This is a genomic window from Shimia aestuarii (genome assembly GCF_900114635.1).
Lineage (GTDB): Bacteria > Pseudomonadota > Alphaproteobacteria > Rhodobacterales > Rhodobacteraceae > Shimia > Shimia aestuarii.
In genome coordinates this window covers 716559-735195 of record NZ_FOTQ01000001.1, presented here as the reverse complement: position 1 = coordinate 735195, position 18637 = coordinate 716559, and the positions used below count along the sequence as shown (strand labels likewise).

The 18637-nt window shown below is 62.0% G+C and carries 20 protein-coding genes; 5 read left to right on the top strand and 15 right to left on the bottom strand.

The features are described from left to right. The first annotated feature begins 6 nt into the window (after positions 1-6). On the top strand, positions 7-855 hold the full coding sequence (locus BMZ35_RS03740; protein WP_093090996.1) for a class III extradiol dioxygenase family protein: 849 nt from the start codon (positions 7-9) through the stop codon (positions 853-855). A gap of 1 nt (position 856) precedes the next feature. Here BMZ35_RS03740 and BMZ35_RS03735 read toward each other — a convergent pair whose 3' ends face one another. Further along, positions 857-1729, bottom strand: coding sequence for a helix-turn-helix domain-containing protein (locus BMZ35_RS03735; RefSeq protein WP_242654684.1), 873 nt, complete (start codon positions 1727-1729; stop codon positions 857-859). Between the two features lie 92 nt (positions 1730-1821). Between BMZ35_RS03735 and pobA the strand changes: the two genes are divergently transcribed. Next, positions 1822-2994: a 4-hydroxybenzoate 3-monooxygenase gene (gene pobA, locus BMZ35_RS03730; protein ID WP_093090993.1), complete on the top strand. Its 1173-nt coding sequence runs from the start codon at positions 1822-1824 to the stop codon at positions 2992-2994. Between the two features lie 15 nt (positions 2995-3009). Here pobA and zapE read toward each other — a convergent pair whose 3' ends face one another. Continuing rightward, the gene (zapE, locus tag BMZ35_RS03725; protein ID WP_093090991.1) at positions 3010-4074 is read right to left on the bottom strand and encodes a cell division protein ZapE; all 1065 of its coding nucleotides are present in this window, start codon (positions 4072-4074) and stop codon (positions 3010-3012) included. A 150-nt stretch (positions 4075-4224) separates the two neighbouring features. Between zapE and BMZ35_RS03720 the strand changes: the two genes are divergently transcribed. Further along, positions 4225-5460 (top strand): MFS transporter, encoded by a 1236-nt coding sequence (locus BMZ35_RS03720; RefSeq protein ID WP_093090989.1) that lies wholly within the window; start codon positions 4225-4227, stop codon positions 5458-5460. A gap of 148 nt (positions 5461-5608) precedes the next feature. Here the strand turns inward: BMZ35_RS03720 and BMZ35_RS03715 are convergent, their stop codons facing one another. From BMZ35_RS03715 to mbfA, 9 genes are all read right to left on the bottom strand, one after another. Continuing rightward, the gene (locus BMZ35_RS03715) at positions 5609-6520 is read right to left on the bottom strand and encodes an ornithine cyclodeaminase family protein (RefSeq protein ID WP_093090987.1); all 912 of its coding nucleotides are present in this window, start codon (positions 6518-6520) and stop codon (positions 5609-5611) included. After that, on the bottom strand, positions 6517-7140 hold the full coding sequence (locus tag BMZ35_RS03710; protein ID WP_093090985.1) for an HAD family hydrolase: 624 nt from the start codon (positions 7138-7140) through the stop codon (positions 6517-6519). Before BMZ35_RS03710 ends, BMZ35_RS03715 begins: the two co-directional genes overlap by 4 nt. Positions 7141-7219: 79 nt before the next feature. Next, the gene (locus BMZ35_RS03705; RefSeq protein ID WP_093090983.1) at positions 7220-8173 is read right to left on the bottom strand and encodes a DMT family transporter; all 954 of its coding nucleotides are present in this window, start codon (positions 8171-8173) and stop codon (positions 7220-7222) included. Positions 8174-8302: 129 nt separating this feature from the next. Further along, a complete protein-coding gene (locus tag BMZ35_RS03700) occupies positions 8303-8707 on the bottom strand; it encodes a hypothetical protein (protein WP_093090981.1) in 405 nt (134 codons plus the stop codon). Between the two features lie 108 nt (positions 8708-8815). Beyond that, positions 8816-9265: a YaiI/YqxD family protein gene (locus BMZ35_RS03695; protein ID WP_093090979.1), complete on the bottom strand. Its 450-nt coding sequence runs from the start codon at positions 9263-9265 to the stop codon at positions 8816-8818. A gap of 51 nt (positions 9266-9316) precedes the next feature. Further along, a complete protein-coding gene (locus tag BMZ35_RS03690; protein ID WP_093090977.1) occupies positions 9317-9508 on the bottom strand; it encodes a hypothetical protein in 192 nt (63 codons plus the stop codon). 84 nt (positions 9509-9592) lie between these two features. Next, a complete protein-coding gene (fghA, locus tag BMZ35_RS03685; protein WP_093090975.1) occupies positions 9593-10426 on the bottom strand; it encodes an S-formylglutathione hydrolase in 834 nt (277 codons plus the stop codon). Positions 10427-10466: 40 nt separating this feature from the next. Next, positions 10467-11396: an AEC family transporter gene (locus BMZ35_RS03680; protein ID WP_093090973.1), complete on the bottom strand. Its 930-nt coding sequence runs from the start codon at positions 11394-11396 to the stop codon at positions 10467-10469. A gap of 139 nt (positions 11397-11535) precedes the next feature. Continuing rightward, on the bottom strand, positions 11536-12510 hold the full coding sequence (gene mbfA / locus BMZ35_RS03675) for an iron exporter MbfA (RefSeq protein WP_093092538.1): 975 nt from the start codon (positions 12508-12510) through the stop codon (positions 11536-11538). A 122-nt stretch (positions 12511-12632) separates the two neighbouring features. Between mbfA and BMZ35_RS03670 the strand changes: the two genes are divergently transcribed. Next, positions 12633-13259: a TetR/AcrR family transcriptional regulator gene (locus BMZ35_RS03670; RefSeq protein ID WP_093090971.1), complete on the top strand. Its 627-nt coding sequence runs from the start codon at positions 12633-12635 to the stop codon at positions 13257-13259. A 125-nt stretch (positions 13260-13384) separates the two neighbouring features. On the opposite strand, the gene BMZ35_RS03665 is transcribed toward BMZ35_RS03670, so the two are convergent. The 3 genes from BMZ35_RS03665 to BMZ35_RS03655 form a co-directional block, all read right to left on the bottom strand. Next, positions 13385-13885, bottom strand: a complete 501-nt coding sequence (locus BMZ35_RS03665) for a DUF2244 domain-containing protein (protein WP_093090969.1) — start codon at positions 13883-13885, stop codon at positions 13385-13387. A gap of 49 nt (positions 13886-13934) precedes the next feature. After that, entirely contained in the window at positions 13935-15101 is a 1167-nt protein-coding gene (locus tag BMZ35_RS03660; RefSeq protein WP_093090967.1) for an acyl-CoA dehydrogenase family protein, read from the bottom strand. 101 nt (positions 15102-15202) lie between these two features. Then, a complete protein-coding gene (locus BMZ35_RS03655) occupies positions 15203-16876 on the bottom strand; it encodes a cytochrome c oxidase subunit I (protein ID WP_093090965.1) in 1674 nt (557 codons plus the stop codon). Positions 16877-17145: 269 nt separating this feature from the next. On the opposite strand from BMZ35_RS03655, the gene BMZ35_RS03650 reads away from it, so the two are divergent. Then, positions 17146-17970, top strand: coding sequence for an isocitrate lyase/PEP mutase family protein (locus tag BMZ35_RS03650; RefSeq protein WP_093090963.1), 825 nt, complete (start codon positions 17146-17148; stop codon positions 17968-17970). Positions 17971-18054: 84 nt separating this feature from the next. On the opposite strand, the gene BMZ35_RS03645 is transcribed toward BMZ35_RS03650, so the two are convergent. Continuing rightward, entirely contained in the window at positions 18055-18468 is a 414-nt protein-coding gene (locus BMZ35_RS03645; protein WP_093092536.1) for a c-type cytochrome, read from the bottom strand. Between the last annotated feature and the right edge of the window lie 169 nt (positions 18469-18637).

The window sequence follows — 18637 nt, the reverse complement described above, 5'->3', positions numbered from 1 at the left end:
AAGATCATGGCGAAAGTACTTGGCGGGATCACCACCTCGCATATTCCGGCGGTGGGCAACGCGATCCAGAAGGAGCTTTATGACGATCCCTATTGGAAACCGTTCTTTGACGGCTATCCAAAGGTGCATGCCTGGATCAAGGAGCATAAGCCGGATTATGTGGTGAATATCTACAACGACCACGGGCTTGGGTTCTTTCTCGACCAGATGCCGACCTTTGCCATTGGCGCGGCGCAGGAATATCGCAACGAGGACGAGGGGTGGGGGCTGCCGAGCCTTGATCCGTTCCCCGGCGCGCCGGAGCTGAGCTGGCATATCATCGAGAGCATGGTGGCGGACGAGTTCGACATTACTTCGTGTCAGGAACTGGCGGTGGACCATGGGTTCGTGGTGCCGATGCAGCTGTTCTGGCCGGGGGCGCCGAACAACCCGGACATGCCACGCGCGGTGCCGATCAGCGCCAACACGGTGCAGCACCCGATCCCGACGTTGAAACGGGCGCTGGATTTCGGCAAGGCGCTGGGCAAGGCGCTGCGGTCTTTCCCCGAGGATGCGAAGATCGTGATCTTGGGCACGGGCGGGCTGAGCCACCAGTTGGACGGCGAGCGGGCCGGGTTCATCAACAAGGAATTCGATCAATATTGCCTTGAGAACATCGTGTCGAACCCAGAAGAGCTGACCAAGATTTCCCGCATGGAACTGGTCGAAAAGGCGGGCGCGCAGGGCACCGAATTCCTGATGTGGATGATGATGCGCGGGGCGCTTGGGGATGACGTGACCGAGATCACGCGGAACTATCACATTCCGATCTCGAACACGGCGGCGGGTACATTGTTGCTGGAATGCGCGGCGTAAATCAGTCTTGCGGGCCGGAAGCGGCCCGCGACCGAAAAGCGCGCGGGGACAGGCCCGTGGCGCGCGAGAATACTCGGCTGAAATAGGCAGGATCCTCGAAACCAAGCGTGTAGGCGATGGTTGAGACTGGCAGGTTCGTGTAGACGAGGTTGCGCCGGGCTTCGCGGATGATGCGTTCTTCGATGAGGCGTGAAGCGGGCCGCCCGGTGGCGGTGCGGGTGATGCGGCTGAGATGCGTGGGGCTGACCGCGAGGGCATCAGCATAGTCGGCCACTGTCCAGTGGTCCTGGAAATGGGTTTCGAGCAAGGCTTCGAACCGGGAGAGCAGGCCCGGTTGATCGCTGGTTTCCGGCGTCGTTTCGTTCTGGGCAAGGGTTTGTGCGATCTGTCCAAGCAAAAGCGCACAGTGCGCGCGAAGGATATGGGCGCGGGCAAAGTCGCGCCCGCCAAAGGCCCGCGCGATTTCAAGAAGCGTGGCCATGACGGGTTTGGGCGCGGGGTGTACGGCCGGGCGCGCCAAAATGCGGTTCAGACCCTCGGAAGGGCGCAGGCTCTCATCAAGCATTTCGACCGCCATGGTGATGACCTGCCCCCGTGCGCCCGGTTCGAAGCTGAACCCATGCACAATTCCCATTGGAATATTGACAAATGAGGGCGGATTGATCCGGTGTGTCCGACCCTCCAGCGTGACCGTTCCGGCCCCCTCTTGCAGCAGCAGGACCTGATGTAGGCGCGCATGGCGGTGGGGGGCGAATTCCCAATCGTGCAGTCGTGAGCGCGCTTCGATGGTTTCGCAATGCACCACGTCGGGAAGATCGCCGGATTCTCCGAACAGGTTGTAGTTGAGGATCGTGGCGGCGGTGGGCTGATTCATGTTCGAAATGTACAAGTTGTTGGCCGTCTGGTCCATTCAATTTAACGCCGCGCGCCGTATTGTGTCACCATACCCCAAGAGGAGGACAGGAAATGAAAACCCAAGTTTGCATTATCGGTGGCGGCCCATCGGGGCTGATGTTGTCGCAGCTTCTGCACTTGAAAGGCATTGATACGATCGTGCTTGAACGCCAGAGCCGGGAATATGTTCTGGGGCGCATTCGGGCCGGCGTGCTGGAGCACGGGTTCGCGGAATTGATGCGCGAAGCCCAGTGCGGCGAGCGCATGGACAAGGAAGGTGAGATTCACGAAGGGTTCTATATCGCCAACGAAGGCACGTTGAACCGGGTGGACCTGCACAAGTATTCGGGCGGAAATTCCGTGGTTGTCTATGGTCAGACCGAGCTGACCCGCGATCTCTATGAGGCGCGCGACAAGATGAACGGCAAGGTCATCCACAATGTCGAAGACGTGAAGTTGCATGATCTGAAGGCGGAGAAACCGCATGTGACCTATCGTGATGGTGACAATATCGTGCGCATTGATTGCGATTTTGTAATCGGCGCGGACGGGTTCCACGGGGTCAGCCGCAAGTCGATCCCGTCAGATGTGCTGAAGGAGTACGAAAAGGTCTATCCCTTTGGCTGGTTGGGCGTTTTGAGCCGCACCAAGCCGGTGTCGCCGGAGCTGATCTACGCCAAGAATGACCGCGGCTTTGCGTTATGTTCGCTGCGCAGCCAGGTTCTTAGTCGCTATTACATTCAGGTGCCGCTGACCGACACGGTTGAGGACTGGTCGGATGACGCCTTCTGGGCGGAGTTGAAACGGCGGTTGCCGGACCAGGTTTCCGACAAACTGGAAACCGGCGAGTCTATCGAGAAATCCATCGCGCCTCTGCGCAGCTTTGTGGCCGAGCCGATGCGCTACGGCAACCTGTTTCTTGCCGGGGATGCGGCGCATATCGTGCCGCCGACCGGAGCGCGGGGGCTCAACTCGGCGGCGTCGGATATCTATTACCTCTACCATGCCATGCTGGGGCATTACCTTGAGGGGGATGATACCGGGCTGGAGGAATATTCGCAGAAGGCGCTGGCACGGGTTTGGAAGGCGCAGCGGTTCAGCTGGTGGATGACATCCATGCTGCACACGTTCCCGGACAATATCGACTACGATCAGCGCCTGCAGCAGATCGAGATGGAATACCTGTTCTCGTCTGAAGCGGCCATGAGTTCCTTGGCGGAAAACTACGTCGGACTGCCGTTCTGATCGTTTGGTGTGGGGTCAGTCCGACTGACCCCATTCCGCATCCTGCATCTCGCGCAGGCGGCTGGCAGTGCGTTCGAATTCGAACGTGCCTTCGCCCTCGACATAGAGCATTTCGGGTTCCGCTGCGGCGGAGCAGATCAGGCGCACCTTGGCCTCATAAAGAGCGTCAATCAGGGTGACAAAGCGTTTGGCTTCGTTGAAATTGTGGCGCGAAAGACGCGGAATATCCTCCAGGATCAAAACCTTGACGGCATCGGCAATGGCGAGGTAATCGCCCGGTCCGAGCATCTTGGAGCAGAGGTCGAAGAAGGTCGCCCGCGCCACCCCGTTGCGGAACGCAGGCAGTTCGACCTTCCGTCCCTTGATCGTGAGTACAAGCGGGTCTGCCGTGCCCCCGGAAAGGTCCTGCCAGATGGCGCGGATCTGGGCGCGGGCCTCGGTGCCGGCCTGCACGAAATAGACCTGATTGCCGGATAGGCGGTTCTGGCGGTAGTCGACTGGACTGACGAGCTCCCAGACACGCAGGCGCTCCTTGATCAGGCCGATAAAGGGCAGGAAAAGCTGACGGTTGAGGCCGTCCTTGTAGAGATCGTCCGGTACGCGGTTCGAGGTGGTGACGACGACGGTTCCGGCCTCAAAAAGCTGTTCGAACAGGCGTCCGACGATCATCGCGTCGGTGATGTCGGTGATCTGCATTTCGTCAAAGGCGAGGACGCGGACGCTTTCGGCGACCGCCTTGGCGACAGGTTGGATGGCGTCCTCGACACCGGACTTTCGGGCCTTGTGCATGGCCTCGTGGATTTCCTGCATGAAGGCGTGGAAATGCACGCGACGCACCGGGACATCCAGAGAGTCGACAAAAAGATCCATCAGCATGGACTTGCCGCGTCCGACGCCACCCCAGAGGTACAGGCCCTCGACAGGATCGGGGGTGGCCTTGCGGAACCATCCCTTTTTCACCGGTTTGGCAAGTTCGGCGCGGATGCGTTCGAACTGGGGCAAGACGGCCTCTTGCGCGTCGTCGGCGTGAAGCTCTCCGGCCGCGATCTTGGCGGCGTATATCTCGGGCAGCGTGGTCATGATCTTCCCTTAGCCAATGCGCGCGTCAGAGGGAAGGTGCACCAAGCGCGCAGGCGGGCATGACGGATCGTGATAAGGGGGGGAACAAATGCTGAATTGACCATGGCGGGCCTGCGCGCGAAGGTGTGCGGCGCGCACAGGAGACCCGCCATGGAGCAACGGCATTCGATTTTTACACCGGTGTTGATCGTCGGCTGCATCATTATCCTTGTGTCCTTTGCCGTGCGGGCGAGTTTCGGGGTGTTCCAGATCCCGATCGCCGAAGAATTCGGGTGGCTGCGCAGCGAGTTTTCATTGGCGATTGCCATTCAGAACCTCGCCTGGGGGATCGGGCAGCCGATCTTTGGCGCCATTGCCGAGAAGATCGGGGATCGCAAGGCCATCATTCTGGGGGCAGTGACCTATGCGGCAGGGCTGGTTCTGTCGAGTTTCGCAGTCAGCCCTGAGGCGCATCAACTCTATGAAATCCTTGTAGGATTCGGCATTGCTGGCACCGGGTTCGGGGTCATTCTGGCAGTGGTTGGCCGGGCCAGCAGCGATGAGAACCGTTCCATGTCGCTGGCCATCGTGACGGCGGCGGGGTCGGGGGGGCAGGTGTTTGGCGCGCCCTTGGCGGAGTGGATGCTGGGGTTCCTGACGTGGCAGAGCACGTTCCTTGTCTTCGCGGCGGCGATCCTTGCGATGCTGTTGCTTCTGCCGATGATGCGCGCCCCGGCGGTGAGCAAGGTCGAGCTGGAAGAAAGCATGGGCGCGATCCTGCGTCGAGCCTTTCGCGACCCGTCTTACACGTTGATTTTTCTTGGGTTCTTCAGCTGCGGCTATCAGCTGGGCTTCATCACCGCGCATTTTCCCGCGATGATCACCGAGATGTGCGGGGCAATTGATCCCTCAGGGACGCTGGCCAGTATCGGGGTGAGTACCACCTCGGCGCTCGGGGCGGTGGCGATTTCACTGATTGGTCTGGCCAATATCGTCGGCACGCTGACGGCCGGGTGGCTGGGCAAGCGGTTCCAGAAAAAGTATTTGCTGGCATGGATTTACACTGGGCGCACCGTGGCAGCAGCGGTATTCATCCTGTTGCCGATCACCCCGACCAGCGTCGTGATCTTCTCGATCGCCATGGGGTCGCTGTGGCTGGCGACGGTGCCGCTTACCTCGGGTCTGGTCGCGCATCTTTATGGGCTGCGTTACATGGGAACGCTTTACGGGATCGTGTTCTTCAGCCACCAGCTGGGAAGCTTCATGGGCGTCTGGCTGGGCGGACGGATGTACGACGCTTATGGCGATTACACGCTGGTCTGGTGGATCGGGGTGGGTGTCGGCGCGTTCAGCGCGATCGTGCATCTGCCGATCCGGGAAAAGCGCGCGTTGGCCGTTGCGGCATGATCCGACGGCGAATCGGGGCTAAGGGGCTGGGTTAACGGGAAAAACCCGCTTCGGTATCACGTCGGTATAACGTCGGTATTGCGTCGGTATGAATGCCCCCAACCCCTCTGGTTAAGGGTGCGTGCGGGGCATTCAGGGGATCGTCATTTCAGGATGTCTTGAACCGGTCGAGAATGTAGCGGGAAGTCATCAGGTCAAGATGCGCGCCGCCACCGTTTTTGAACAGGGTGATTTCGTCGTCGGACTGTCTTTGGAAAGCGCCGAGGTCATAGTAGTCGGCCAGCACATGATCGCGGGTGATGGCACCGGAGGCGAGCGGGATTTTCAGCTCTCCGATATGGTCGAGCGTGGTGTCAAAGCTGTCGACAAAGACGCGGGCGCGTTGCAGGGCAGTATCGTCGGCCTCGCGCATGTCGGGGCGGTAGGCGCCGATCAGGTCGACATGCTGGCCCGGTTGCAGCCAGTCGCCGCGCAGGGTTGGTTCGGTGGACATGGTGGCGCTGGTGATGATGTCGGCCTCGCCCACGGCGGTTTCAAGATCGGTTGCCACCGCGAGACCGTCGATTTCATCGGCCATTTTCGCGGCGTTTTCCGGCGTGCGGTTCCAGACGGTGAAGCGCGCTTCGGGGAAGGCGGCGGAATAGGCGGCGTGCAGGTTGCGCCCGACGGTGCCCGCGCCGACGATGAGGATCTTGCGGCTGTCCGGGCGGGCGAGGCGACGGGCGGCCAGAAGGCTGTCGCCAGCGGTTTTCCACTTGGTCACAAGGTGGAAATCCAGCAAGGCTTCGAGCCGCCCATGTGCGTCGTCGAACAGGGTCACTGCGCCGTGGATCATCGGCACGTCCTGTGCAGGATTTCCGGGAAAGACGGTGGCGGATTTCACACCGATGCCCAGCCCGTCGATCCATGCCTGTCGCTGCAAAAGCGTGTCCTTGCCGCGATAGAGGAAGCTGTCGGAAATCTCGGCCTTGGGCAGGTGATGCCCGGCGGCGAGCGCGTCGGTCAGTCCGATCCAGTCGAGGTTTTTCTCGCCTTCGGCAAATTCGATGATCGTGGTCATTTGGCGTCCTCCTCGCTCAGCAGGCCTTCGGCGACCAGCCGGTCGGCCCAGCCCTGCGGCCCGGTGAAATGGTGTACCTGCCAGCCACGCGCGGCGGCAGAGGCGATATTGTCGTCGCGGTCGTCTGTGAACAGGAGCCGATCCGGGGCGATGCCGCAATCCTGTTCGACATGTTCATAGATTTCCGGGTCCGGCTTGATCAGTTTGAGGCGGCCCGAGACATATTCGCGATCAAACAGGGTGAGAAAGGGAAAGGCCTGTTGCGAGATCGGAAAGTTGTCATGGCCGAAATTGGTCAGGGTGAAAACGGTCACGCCGTTGCGCTTGAGTGCCTCCAGCAGGCGGACGGAATGGGGAATGGCGGGCTGAGCCAGATCGTTCCAGTTGTCGTTCCACATGCGCAATTCGCGCTCCCATTCGGGATAGCGCGGGATCAGGTCGCCGATCATGCCGGGGAGCGAGGCGCCCCGGTCGATTTCAAGGTGATGGGTGTGCATGTCGGTGGCGTCAAAAAAGGCGCGGCGGCGCTCGGGGCCGATCACGCGATCATAGAAGTTTTCGGGCTGCCATTCGATCAGGACATTGCCGATATCAAAGATCACGGCGTCGATGCGGGACATGCGGAATACCTTTCGGGAGATATGCTTTTGCTGCGGACCCTAGTGGGGATCGCGCGCGGAGAAAACCCGTGAAGCCGGATCAGCGGCGCGTGCGGGGACTTTCGACCTCTTCGATTTGCCCGGTGCGGCTTTCGCGCCAGAAGACGAACAGCCCCGCCCCGATGATGAGCACCATGCCCGCCCAAGTGCTGGGCTGTGGCCATTCGTCAAAGACCACGACGCCGAAAGCCACGGCCATTGGCATGGCAGCATATTCGAGGGGCGCGATCAGGCTGGCTTCGGAGATGCGGTAGGCTTGGGAGATGAAATAGCCGCCACAGGCGCTGGCAAGGCCGAGCAGGGCCAGCAAGGGAAGGTCGGCGGTGTTGGGCCAGAACCAGCCGCGCAGCAGAAAATCGAACATGCCGCCGGAGCCGCTATCGAACTGGCCATGGCCGACGGTCAGTCCCACCGTGCCGCTCACAATGATGAAGACAAGCTGGATATAGACCGACATGGTGGCCGCGCTTTCGGTGACGCCGATCTTGCGGGTCATGACATGCAGCGCGGCATAGGCAAAGGCGGCCACGACCGGGAGCAGCATGGCGAGGTTGAAGCTGTCTCCGCCGGGGCGGATCATGATCAGCACGCCGATCATGCCCGCAGCCACGGCGGCGATGCGGCGGGGACCGATTTTCTCCTTGAGGAAGATGGCCGAGAACAGGGTGATGATCAGCGGTGAGACAAAGAACACCGCGACGGCATCGGCCAGCGGCAATACGGCAAGGCCGAGAAAGAAGGTGGTGTTGGCAAAGACCACGCAGACCCCGCGCAGCATGTGCATGCCGAGGCGCCGGGTCCGCAGAACATGGAAGCCACCATCCAGCGGCACGATGATCAGCAGGAGCAGCGTCAGCCCGATGGCCGAGCGAAACAGGACAATCTCGTGCAGGGCGTAGTCACCGGAAAGAAACTTGATGGTGACGTCGTTGATCGAGAAAAAGAACGTGGCAATCAGGGCCGAGAGCGGCCCCATGGGAAAACGGTTGGTCATTGGGGCAGTTGGCCTGTCGCTTTCGGGATGGTCTAGCGAAAATGCGACAGACAGACAAATTTCGCGGCCGCCCCGTTGGTCCACGCCCATCCGCCCTCCCCGTGGCCCAAGGGGGCGGGGAGATGCGTGTTATTGGATCGAGAGGTCGACGTTGTAGCCCACGGTTTTGCCCGTATCCCGGTCATTGCCCATCAGGTAGACGCGGATCGTGTAATCCCCCTTGGACGGCAGGTCGATCGTGGTCGTGTTGCCGTTGATCGAGCTGTTGTAGATGGCTTCGCCGGTGCTGCCGGGCGGCAGGATGTTGAAGTAGACCGTGCCGGTCCCGTTGGTGCCGGCCACGGCCAGTTCGACGAACATCTGTTGTCCGGCATTGGCGCCCAGCCGGTAGTCGAAATACTCGTCGCCCGTGATCGTGCCGGAGACCATTGTGCCGTAATTGCCGGGCTGGAACTTGACGTCGGCCACCATCTGCGCGGTGAGTGGGGTGGCCGCTGCGAGGGCAGCAACAAGAAGAGAGGCGAAGACGCGCATGGCATGTCCTTTCCGAGATGCGGTTCCGCAAGAGGGTACGCCCAAATGGACGAAACGGCCAAATAAACGTCCTGTGAAAGGGCTGGCTATGGTTGGCGCGCCGAGTTCTCAGCGGTTGGCCGCGCGCATTTCGCGTTCGAGCGCGTCGAGAAAGCGCGAGCGGTCGGCTTTGGAAAAGGGTTTGCCGCCGCCCTGTCGGAACGGGTCGGCAGAGCGCAGGTCGCTCATCAGGTCGCGCATGGCCAGCGCGTTGCCGACATTGGCTGCGGTCAGCGTCTCGCCATTGGGTTTGAGCACCCGCGCGCCGTTTTCGACACAGCGCGCGGCCAGAGGGATATCGGCGGTAATCACGATGTCGCCGGGACCGGCGCGGTCCGCAATCCACATGTCGGCCACGTCCGGCCCGTCGGGCACGACCACGGTCTCGACCAGCGGGTTCTGCGAGGGACGCAAGCCGCCATTAGAGACCACGTACATCGTGACCTTGTGGCGGGTGGCCACGCGTTCGGCTTCGGCCCGGACCGGGCAGGCGTCGGCATCAACGTAAAGGGCTGTCATCGCGATGGGGTCCTGAAGGATGCGGGTGCGGCAGCCCTTGCGGGCGTTTGCTCAGACTTCGCAGGTCATGTCCTGTCCGCAGCACATGGGCGATTTGATCTTGCCCTCGCACTTGGGACATTTCGAGATCTGCACGGTTGTGCCGTCGTCCTTGGTGAGCGTGGCGTTGACCAGCGGTTCATTGCAGTCCGCGCATGTGGCGTTTACGCCCATTCCGCAGGCGCTACAGCGATATGTTGCCATGGTAAGTCCTCCTGTCCGTTCGTTTATCTTGCGCCCGAACCCGAGCGTGATCAAGGGGGGTATGTCGCCCAGTCGAGGCTGATCTCAGTCGGCGTAGAGCGCCTCGGCATGGAAGGCGACATGGTCTTCCATGAAAGTCGAGACAAAGAAGTAGCTGTGGTCATAACCCTTTTGCAGACGGAATGTCGCCGGCTGGCGGCGCTCGGTGATGGCGCCGGCAAGGGCTTCGGGACGCAACAGGTCGATGAACTGGTCGTCAGAGCCGACGTCGATCAGCAGGGGGCCGTCAAAGCCCTTGTCCCGCATCAGCACCGAACTGTCATGGGCGGCCCAGGCCGCTTCGTCGTCACCAAGATAGGCGCGCAGTTGTTTCCGACCCCATTCTGCGGCGGTGGGGTTGGCGATCGGGGCAAAGGCCGAGACAGAGCGAAACCGACCGGGAAGCGCCATGGCCAGCGTCAGCGCGCCGTGCCCGCCCATGGAATGCCCGCAGATGGATTGGCGGCTCATGTCGATCGGGAACTCTTCCTGCAGGAACGAAGGCAGGTCTTCGGCAATGTAGTCCCACATGTTGAAATGCGGTGCCCAGGGTTTCTGGGTGGCGTTGACATAGAAACCGGCACCCTGTCCCAGGTCATAGGCCTCGTCGTCAGCGACCCCTTCGCCGCGCGGCGAGGTGTCGGGAAAGACAATCGCGATGCCCTGTTCGGCGGCCCATTGCTGGGCCCCGGCTTTGACCATGGCGTTCTCGTGGGTGCAGGTTAGACCCGAGAGGTACCAGAGCAGGGGCACCGGACCATCGCGCGCCTCTTCGGGCAGGAACAGGCCAAAGGTCATGTCGCAATGGCAGCTGTGGGAGTGGTGTTTGTAGACGCCCTGAACGCCGCCGAAGGCACGGTTTTCGGATACGGTTTCCATCAATTTCTCCCTGTCGTTTCGCGATGTTGTGGTCACGATGTCAGAGTTGGGAGACCCATGCAATGACAACCGAAACCGTGCCGATGCTGAGCAGGGTGGAGAACAGGATGGCGGCGGATGCGCGGTGTGGCGCGACACCGTAATGCTGGGCGAGAATGTAGACATTGCCCGCCACGGGAAGGGCCGCGGCGGAGATGACCACACCGGCGGAATAGCTGTCGATGGGGAAGAGGACCAGCACGCCAATGGCCACGAAGATCGGATGCAGCACCAGCTTGCAGGCGCTGAGCCAAAGCGCCACATGCACGCGTTCTGCGGATTTTGTCGCAAGCGAGGCTCCGATGGCAAACAGCGCGCCGGGTGTGGCCGCGCCACCCAGAATGGCAAGGAACTCGTTCATCGGGTCGGGAATTGGGAGTGCCAGCGCGGACCAGATCAGACCGCTGGAGATGGCGACGATCATCGGGTTCCTGATCAGGCCAAGTCCCACAGTGCGCAGGATGCCAAGGCTCATGCGCCCGTCGCGTGCGCCGGTGATCAGGATGACGATCAGGCTTGAAAACACGATGAGATCGACGGCAAGCACCAGCATGACCGGGCCGATGGCCTGATCCCCCAGCAGCAGCACCAGCATGGGCACGCCAAGGAAGCCGACATTGCCGATCACGGCGCATTGCGCCTCCATCGCGGCGGTGGGCACGTCCAGGCGACGAATGAAGGCCACGGCGGTGGCGATGCCATAGACAACGGCCGTGCCCCAGAGATAGGCGCCCACGAGGGTCCAGTTCAGCACTTCGGCAAGGCTGAGGTTGGCGGCAAAGCGGAAGAGCATGGCGGAGAGCGCGAAGTAGAAGACGAACTTGGTCAGATAGGCGGTGGCTTCGGCGCTGAAAAACCGTGTGCGCCCGGCCCAGTAGCCAAGGCCGATGATCGCAAAGAAGGGCAGGGTTTTCAGGAAGATCGCGAGCATGTTGACGTGTTAACAGCTTTGCGGATTTGGTCAATAGATTTGACCGGTTTGGGGTGGGGCTGAGGGGGCCAGCCCCCTCTTGAGCCTGAAGGCACAATACACCCCCGGGGTATTTCAGGAAAAAGAAAGCAGAAGGGCGCTAGCCGCTGCCGATCAGCGCGCCTGCGGCAAAGACGAGCGCGCCGCCGAGCACCACCTGGAATGTGGCGCGCAGAAACGGGGTTTCCATGAACTTGTTCTGGATCCAGGCGATGGCCCACAATTCGATGAAAACCACGATCAGGGCAATCACGGTCGCGGTCCAGAAGTCCGGGATCAGGTAGGGCAAGGCATGGCCCAGCCCGCCGACAGTGGTCATGATGCCCGAGGCAAAGCCGCGTTTGACCGGCGAGCCGCGTCCGGAAAGCTCTCCATCATCCGAGGCGGCCTCGGTAAAGCCCATGGAAATACCGGCGCCAACCGAAGCGGCGAGGCCGACGAGGAAGGTGGTCCAAGTGTCTTGCGTCGCAAAGGCGGTGGCGAAGATCGGGGCGAGGGTGGAGACCGACCCATCCATGAGGCCCGCAAGGCCGGGTTGCACCCATGTCAGGATGAACTGGCGGCGGGCGGTGGCGTTTTCGTCCGAGAGGGTTTCGTCGTCGAGGTTTTCCTGTTCCAGACGTTGTGCGGTTTCCTGGTGGCCTGCCTCGGCGGCGGCGAGATCGCCCAGCAGTTTGCGGGTATCGGCGTCGGTCGTGCGTTTTGCGGCGGCGAGATAAAAGCGTTCGGCATCGCGCTCCATGGCTTCGGCCTCGGTACGGATGCGGTCGATGCCGAGGTTGGAGACCAACCAGACCGGGCGGCGGGCGTAGTAGCCCGCGACATGTTCGCGGCGGATCAGGGGGATGGTGTCGCCGAAGCGGCGGACGTGCAGGTCGATCAGGCGTTTGCGGTGCTGGTCTTCCTCGGCGGCCATGCCTTCGAACTTGGCTGCGGTGCCGGGGAATTCGGCGCGCAGCATTTCGGCATAGCTGCGGTAGATGCGGGCGTCATCCTCTTCGGAGGAAATCGCGAGCGCGATGATTTCCTGTTCGTTCAGATCCTTGAAGTGTTTTCGTTGGGTCAAGAAACGCATGCGATTCACCATATGTATCCCGCGCAGGCTAGGACGGGTGCGCGGGAATGACAACCGGGGTCAGAACTTGCCGAAACTGAACTGATCAGTTTATATTCGGGGTCTCGCAGGAAAGGACGCCGATGAACGAGGCCGTACAAGTCATTCGCAAGGGGCGCAAGTTCGACCAGGTTGTCGAAAGCGCGCGGACGTTGTTCATGCAGCATGGGTTCGAAGGTATCGGCGTGGACGAGATCGCGCGCAAGGCGGGTGTGTCCAAGGCGACGCTTTATGCCTATTTCCCTGACAAGAGGCACCTTTTCATGGAGGTGGCGCGCCTGGAATGCGAGCGACAGGCGGAGCGGATGGAGGCGGAGATCGACATCGAGCGCCCCGTGCCCGAGGTGCTGGGTGCGGTCGGGAGAGCGTTCATTGGCATCATCCTGTCCGATTTCGGGCGCAACATGTTCCGGGTCTGCATCGGTGAGGGGGAGCGGTTTCCCGAGCTGGCGCGACAGTTTTATGAAAGCGGACCTATGGTGATGCGGGCCGGGATGATCGAGTTTCTCGAACTGGGGATCGCGCGGGGTGAGCTGGAGATTGCGGATGTGGAGCTTGCCGCGGACCAGTTTCCGGAGCTGTGCAAGGCCGGGGTGTTCCTGCGGCTGGTGACGGGGGTGCAGACGGTGTTCAGTGGCGACGAGATTGACCGGGTGGTCGATGGCGCGGTCGAGACCTTCATGGCGCGTTTCGGGGCGAATCGGGGTTAATACGCTGAAACCGCAGGAAGATCCGTTTCGGTAATACGTCGGTATCACGTCGGTATTGCGTCGGTATGAGACACCGCCGCGGGGCGGGTTAATGCGGCGCACGCCCTGTTGCCCGGCTGGATACCTCAGGCGCGGTGCTGCGGCTGGGTTTTCAGGAAATCGTCAAGTTCGGTGTAGAGCGCCTTGCGCTCGTCCTCGGACAGGAAGCTGCCGATTTCGACGGTGCGGCCATTGCCTGTCAGGGTGACGTAGTGGGGTACCGGGCCGCCATGGACATGCATCTCGCTCCGCGCCCAGTAGACGTTGCACTCCCAAATCTTGGCGGGGCCGCGTGCAGGGCGGTGCCGCAGGGTAAGCGTGGGGCCATCAAGGGAGAGTTCTTCGAGGATATCGCCGTCGCGGTAGGACCGCTCCAGCCCCCACCAGAGTCCGGCGACCATGATCAGGATAAAGGGCAGGATGCCCCAGAGGAACACGGTGCCCAGAAGCCCGTAGAGAGGGATGGTGCCCAGCGTGAAGGCCATCAGGATCATCGCCGCAAACCCCCGGCGTGGCAGCGAGCGGTGCGGCCAGAGGGTGAGCACGGTCTTGGTGCCTGGATCGTCTTCTGTCCAGCGGTGGGGCATCTGTTTTCCTGTCGCGTGAGCAACAGTAGAGCGACAGGGGGGCGCAGGATCAAGAGCCAAGGATGTCGCGGGCGATGACTTCGCGCTGAACCTCGCTGGTGCCTTCGAAAATGCGCATGACGCGGGCATCGCGATAAAGGCGTTCGATCTCGTAGTCGCGGGAATAGCCGTTGCCGCCATGCAGCTGGAGCATCTGGTCGACCACCCGGCCACAGGTTTCGGAGGCGGCGAGCTTGGCCATGGACGCCTCGGCGCGGATGGGGATGCCCCGGTCGAGCAACCGGGCTGCGCGCAGCATCAGGAGCCAGCATTGGTCGAGCGCGGTGCGGGCGTCAGCAATGGCGAACCGGCTGTTCTGGAATCCGGCCACGGGGCGCCCGAAGGCTTGTCGTTGGGTGGCGTAGTCGAGGCCAAGCGCATAGGCGCGTTCGGCGATGCCGATGGATTGCGCGGCGATCGCCACGCGGCTGGCGGAGATGCCCGAAAGGGCAAGGCGGAACCCGTCCCCCGGCGCGCCGATCAGCGCGTCGGCGGGAAGCTGGCAGTCTTCGAAGAAGAGTTGCGCGGTGCCGGAAGAGCGCAGGCCCATTTTGTCTTCGATCCGGCCAAGGCGGAAGCCGGGCGTGTCTGCGGGCACCACGAAACAGGAGGCCGCGTTGGGGTTGGTTTCAGTTGGTGTCTTGGCGAAGACGGTGAAAAGCTGTGCCCCCGCCGCGCCGGTGATCCATTGCTTTTCGCCATTGAGCACCCAGCCGTCACCGTCGCGCGTGGCGCGGGTGCGGATGGCCGCCGTATCGGACCCGGCGCCCGGTTCGGTCAGGGCAAAGGAAAGCGCGCCACGTTCGCCGCGTGCCACGGGGGCGAGGTAGCGGGCGCGCTGCTCGGCGGTGGCGCCTTTCGACAGGATCGCGGCGGCAAGGTTGGAGGCGACGGCGACGACGGCGATGGAGGCATCAAAGCGCGACAGGGCCTCGATGGCGAGCGCATAGCCGGTGTTGTCGAGCCCCGGCCCGTCATCCTCGGGCGCGGATTTCATGGCCATGGTGCCCATGGCGGCCAGTTCGTTGATCAATGCATGGGGGAAGATCTCGGTCCGGTCGCGGTCGGCGGCGCCGGGGGCGAGGCGCTCGGTCGCAAAGCGCAGCATCATGTCCCGGATTTCGAGTTGGGTCTCGGTCAGGTCAAACCCGAAGCGGGTCATGTCATTGGCATCCATGTGTCGCTTTCCTCCTTGATCGGGAGAAGCCTGCCCCGGACGCGGGCACAAAAAAAGGGCCCCGTGCGGGGCCCTTTTGGTATCTTGGTCGTGACGCTGCGTCAGTGCGCGTGGCCTTTGTCCCAGTCTTCCTGCTTGGGCAGGATTTCAAAGGTGTGCTCCGGCGGCGGGCACGGCAGGGTCCATTCCAGCGTATCCGCGTATTCGTTCCAGTAGTTGTTCTCGGTGACGCGGGCGCCACGGAACAGTGTGTAGAACACAATGCCGAAGAACAGGAGGAACGACGCGAACGAGAGCAGGGCACCGTAGGTCGAGATCTTGTTCCAGTAGGCGAATGCCTCTGGGTAGTCGATGTAGCGGCGCGGCATGCCCTGACGGCCCAGGAAGTGCTGCGGGAAGAAGGTCAGGTTCACACCGATGAAGAACATCCAGAAGTGAATCTTGCCCGCCAACTCGGGGTACTGACGCCCGGTCATCTTGCCCATGTAGAAGTAGACACCGGCAAAGATGGTAAAGGCGGCCCCCATCGACATGGTGTAGTGGAAGTGCGCCACGACATAGTAGGTGTCGTGATAGGCACGGTCCACACCAGCCTGCGACAGAACGATGCCGGTCACACCACCGATGGTGAACAGGATCAGGAAGCCGAAGGCAAAGAGCATCGGCGTCTTGAACTCGATCGAGCCGCCCCAGAGGGTTGCGATCCAGCTGAAGATTTTCACGCCTGTCGGTACCGCGATGACCATGGTGGCCAGCATGAAGTAGGACTGCTGGGTCAGGGACATGCCGACGGTGTACATGTGGTGCGCCCACACGACGAAGCCGAGGGCACCGATCGCGATGATCGCCCAGACCATCGGCAGGTAACCGAAGACCGGCTTGCGGGCGAAGGTGGCGAACACGTGGCTGACAAGGCCGAAGCCGGGCAGGATCACGATGTACACTTCGGGGTGACCGAAGAACCACAGGATGTGCTGGTAGAGGATCGGGTCACCGCCACCGGCCGGGTCGAAGAAGGTCGTGCCGAAGTTACGGTCGGTCAGCAACATGGTGATGGCGCCAGCCAGAACCGGCAGGGCCAGCAGGATGAGCCATGCGGTGACGAAGATCGACCACGAGAACAGCGGAACCTTGAACAGGGTCATGCCCGGCGCGCGCATGTTCAGGAAGGTGGTGATCATGTTGATCGCACCGAGGATCGACGAGGCACCGGAAACGTGCACGGCGAAGATGGCGAGGTCCATGGACATGCCGCCTTCGAGCGTCGACAGCGGCGGGTAAAGCACCCAGCCCACGCCCGAACCGAGCTGGTCGTTGCCACCCGGGCTGAACAGCGACGCAACACCCAGCGAGGTCCCGGCGACATAAAGCCAGAAGCTGAGGTTGTTCATGCGCGGGAATGCCATATCGGGAGCACCGATCTGCAGCGGCATAAAATAGTTGCCGAAACCCCCGAACAGGGCCGGAATCACCACGAAGAACATCATCAGGACGCCGTGATAGGTGATCAGCACGTTCCAGAGGTGGCCGTTCGGGGTACAGGGGCCGTCACCGCCGCCCAGGAAACGGGCGCCTTCGAGGCACATGTACTGAACACCGGGTTCCATCAGCTCGAGGCGCATCAGAACGGTGAAGAAAACTGCGATCAGGCCGACAATGGCCGAAACGATCAGATAGAGAAGACCAATGTCTTTGTGGTTGGTCGACATGAACCAGCGGGTGAAGAAACCGCGCTCGTCATGATGGTCGTGGCCGTGAATGGCTGCGTCTGCCATGCCTTGCCTCCTGTTGGTGCATTAAAAGGCGCTGCGGGGGTTCCCCGGCGCCTGGTTCATCGTCGTTTTTAGATGTGTCGGGCCAAGGTCGCAATCTCCGTATTTGACCCAGATCAAAAAAAAGTGTCGCACCCGAAACGCGCGGCGCGGCGGGAAATGCAGGGGTTTCGGGGGATTTGGCGTCGGAATTTGACGTGTTTTGGATAATGTTCGCCTTATGTTCGTGAATGTGCGAGGGTGATCGGGCGCAAATCGCAGGAGGGTGGCGGATGGACCGGGCGGAAAAGCATGAACGTTTCAAGGCATTGCACGCGGGCGCGGGTGCGTTCGTGATGCCCAATCCGTGGGATGCGGGCACGGCGCGGTTGCTGGCGTCGATGGGATTCGCGGCGCTGGCGACCACCAGCGCGGGGCTGGCCTTTGGCTTGGGGCGATGCGACGGGCAGGGGGCGCTGAGCCGGGACGAGGTGCTGGAGAACGCGCGCCGAATCGCCGGGGCGGTCGAGGTGCCGGTGTCGGCTGACCTTGAAAACGGCTATGGTGCCACGCCCGAGGCGGTGGAAGAGACCATGCGGCTGGCGGCGGAGGCCGGGCTGGTCGGGGCATCGGTGGAAGATGCCAGCGGGGATGCGGCGCGCCCGATCTATGACTTCGAGGAAGCAGTCGCGCGGGTACGTGCGGCGGTGGACGGCGCGAAGGGCCGACACCTGATGATCACCGCAAGGGCCGAGAATTACCTGTGGGGGCATCCCGATCTGGATGACACGATTCGACGGCTGCAGGCGTTTGGCGAGGCCGGGGCGGATGTGCTCTATGCGCCGGGGTTGCCGGATTTGCAGGCGATTGCCACGGTGGTGCGCGCGGTCGACAAGCCGGTGAACGTGGTGATGGGGCTGCGGCCGCCGTTCTATAGCGTTGCCGAGTTGGCGGCGGTGGGGGTGCGGCGGATCAGCGTCGGCGGCAGTTTTGCCCGCGCCGCGTTTGGCGCTGTGCGGGATGCGGCGGAGGAAGTGCTGGGTGCGGGGACGTTCGGCTATTCCGAGCGCGCAATGCCGGGCGCGGAGATTGCAGCGGTGATGAAGGGCGACGGGTAACACGCCGTTTCGCGACGCCAAGCACAGAAAAAAACCCCCGCGCCACGCGGGCACGGGGGCGGTTTTCGCAGGGATGCGAAAGATTTATTCTGCAGCCGGTGCGACCGATGCCAGATAGGCAGCAACGTCTTCGCCGCCCTTCTTCAGCTTGAAGGACATCTTCGACTTGGCGTCAAAGCCGTTGTCGGCCAGCCACGCCTTGGGATCGGCGGCATAGGCGGCAACGGATTCCTCGGTCCAGACAAAGCCCGCTTCTGCGGCCTCGGCGAGGCCCGAGCCGTATTTGAAGTCTGCCGAACCGGCAACGCGGCCGATCACGCCATAGAGGTTGGGGCCGGTCTTGCCACCCTTGACGATGGTTTCACCTTCCGGCGATTCGATCATGTGGCAGGATTTGCATTTCTTGAAGCCATTCTCGCCTTTCGCGGCGTCACCCTCGGCGAATGCGGGGGCGGCGAGGGCCAGAGCTGCGGCGGCTGATGCAATGATGAGTTTCATGTTTTGCCTCTTCAATTGGGTTACTTCGCGTCCGGGGCGCACCTTTGTGCAATCCGCGCCGAAGTGCAACGTGCAAAAGCGCGCGGGGGCCTTGTCGGCGGAAACGTGAGTATTGTTTGTGTTTTGTGAGGGAAAACCACGAAAAAAGGGCGCCGCAAGCCCGGCGCCC

Bases quoted from the DNA above. Each gene is read 5' to 3' on its own strand.
- BMZ35_RS03740 (WP_093090996.1), top strand. From the start codon at position 7: ATGGCGAAAGTACTTGGCGGGATCACCACCTCGCATATTCCGGCGGTG.
- BMZ35_RS03735 (WP_242654684.1), bottom strand. From the start codon at position 1,729: ATGAATCAGCCCACCGCCGCCACGATCCTCAACTACAACCTGTTCGGA.
- pobA (WP_093090993.1), top strand. From the start codon at position 1,822: ATGAAAACCCAAGTTTGCATTATCGGTGGCGGCCCATCGGGGCTGATG.
- zapE (WP_093090991.1), bottom strand. From the start codon at position 4,074: ATGACCACGCTGCCCGAGATATACGCCGCCAAGATCGCGGCCGGAGAG.
- BMZ35_RS03720 (WP_093090989.1), top strand. From the start codon at position 4,225: ATGGAGCAACGGCATTCGATTTTTACACCGGTGTTGATCGTCGGCTGC.
- BMZ35_RS03715 (WP_093090987.1), bottom strand. From the start codon at position 6,520: ATGACCACGATCATCGAATTTGCCGAAGGCGAGAAAAACCTCGACTGG.
- BMZ35_RS03710 (WP_093090985.1), bottom strand. From the start codon at position 7,140: ATGTCCCGCATCGACGCCGTGATCTTTGATATCGGCAATGTCCTGATC.
- BMZ35_RS03705 (WP_093090983.1), bottom strand. From the start codon at position 8,173: ATGACCAACCGTTTTCCCATGGGGCCGCTCTCGGCCCTGATTGCCACG.
- BMZ35_RS03700 (WP_093090981.1), bottom strand. From the start codon at position 8,707: ATGCGCGTCTTCGCCTCTCTTCTTGTTGCTGCCCTCGCAGCGGCCACC.
- BMZ35_RS03695 (WP_093090979.1), bottom strand. From the start codon at position 9,265: ATGACAGCCCTTTACGTTGATGCCGACGCCTGCCCGGTCCGGGCCGAA.
- BMZ35_RS03690 (WP_093090977.1), bottom strand. From the start codon at position 9,508: ATGGCAACATATCGCTGTAGCGCCTGCGGAATGGGCGTAAACGCCACA.
- fghA (WP_093090975.1), bottom strand. From the start codon at position 10,426: ATGGAAACCGTATCCGAAAACCGTGCCTTCGGCGGCGTTCAGGGCGTC.
- BMZ35_RS03680 (WP_093090973.1), bottom strand. From the start codon at position 11,396: ATGCTCGCGATCTTCCTGAAAACCCTGCCCTTCTTTGCGATCATCGGC.
- mbfA (WP_093092538.1), bottom strand. From the start codon at position 12,510: ATGCGTTTCTTGACCCAACGAAAACACTTCAAGGATCTGAACGAACAG.
- BMZ35_RS03670 (WP_093090971.1), top strand. From the start codon at position 12,633: ATGAACGAGGCCGTACAAGTCATTCGCAAGGGGCGCAAGTTCGACCAG.
- BMZ35_RS03665 (WP_093090969.1), bottom strand. From the start codon at position 13,885: ATGCCCCACCGCTGGACAGAAGACGATCCAGGCACCAAGACCGTGCTC.
- BMZ35_RS03660 (WP_093090967.1), bottom strand. From the start codon at position 15,101: ATGGATGCCAATGACATGACCCGCTTCGGGTTTGACCTGACCGAGACC.
- BMZ35_RS03655 (WP_093090965.1), bottom strand. From the start codon at position 16,876: ATGGCAGACGCAGCCATTCACGGCCACGACCATCATGACGAGCGCGGT.
- BMZ35_RS03650 (WP_093090963.1), top strand. From the start codon at position 17,146: ATGGACCGGGCGGAAAAGCATGAACGTTTCAAGGCATTGCACGCGGGC.
- BMZ35_RS03645 (WP_093092536.1), bottom strand. From the start codon at position 18,468: ATGAAACTCATCATTGCATCAGCCGCCGCAGCTCTGGCCCTCGCCGCC.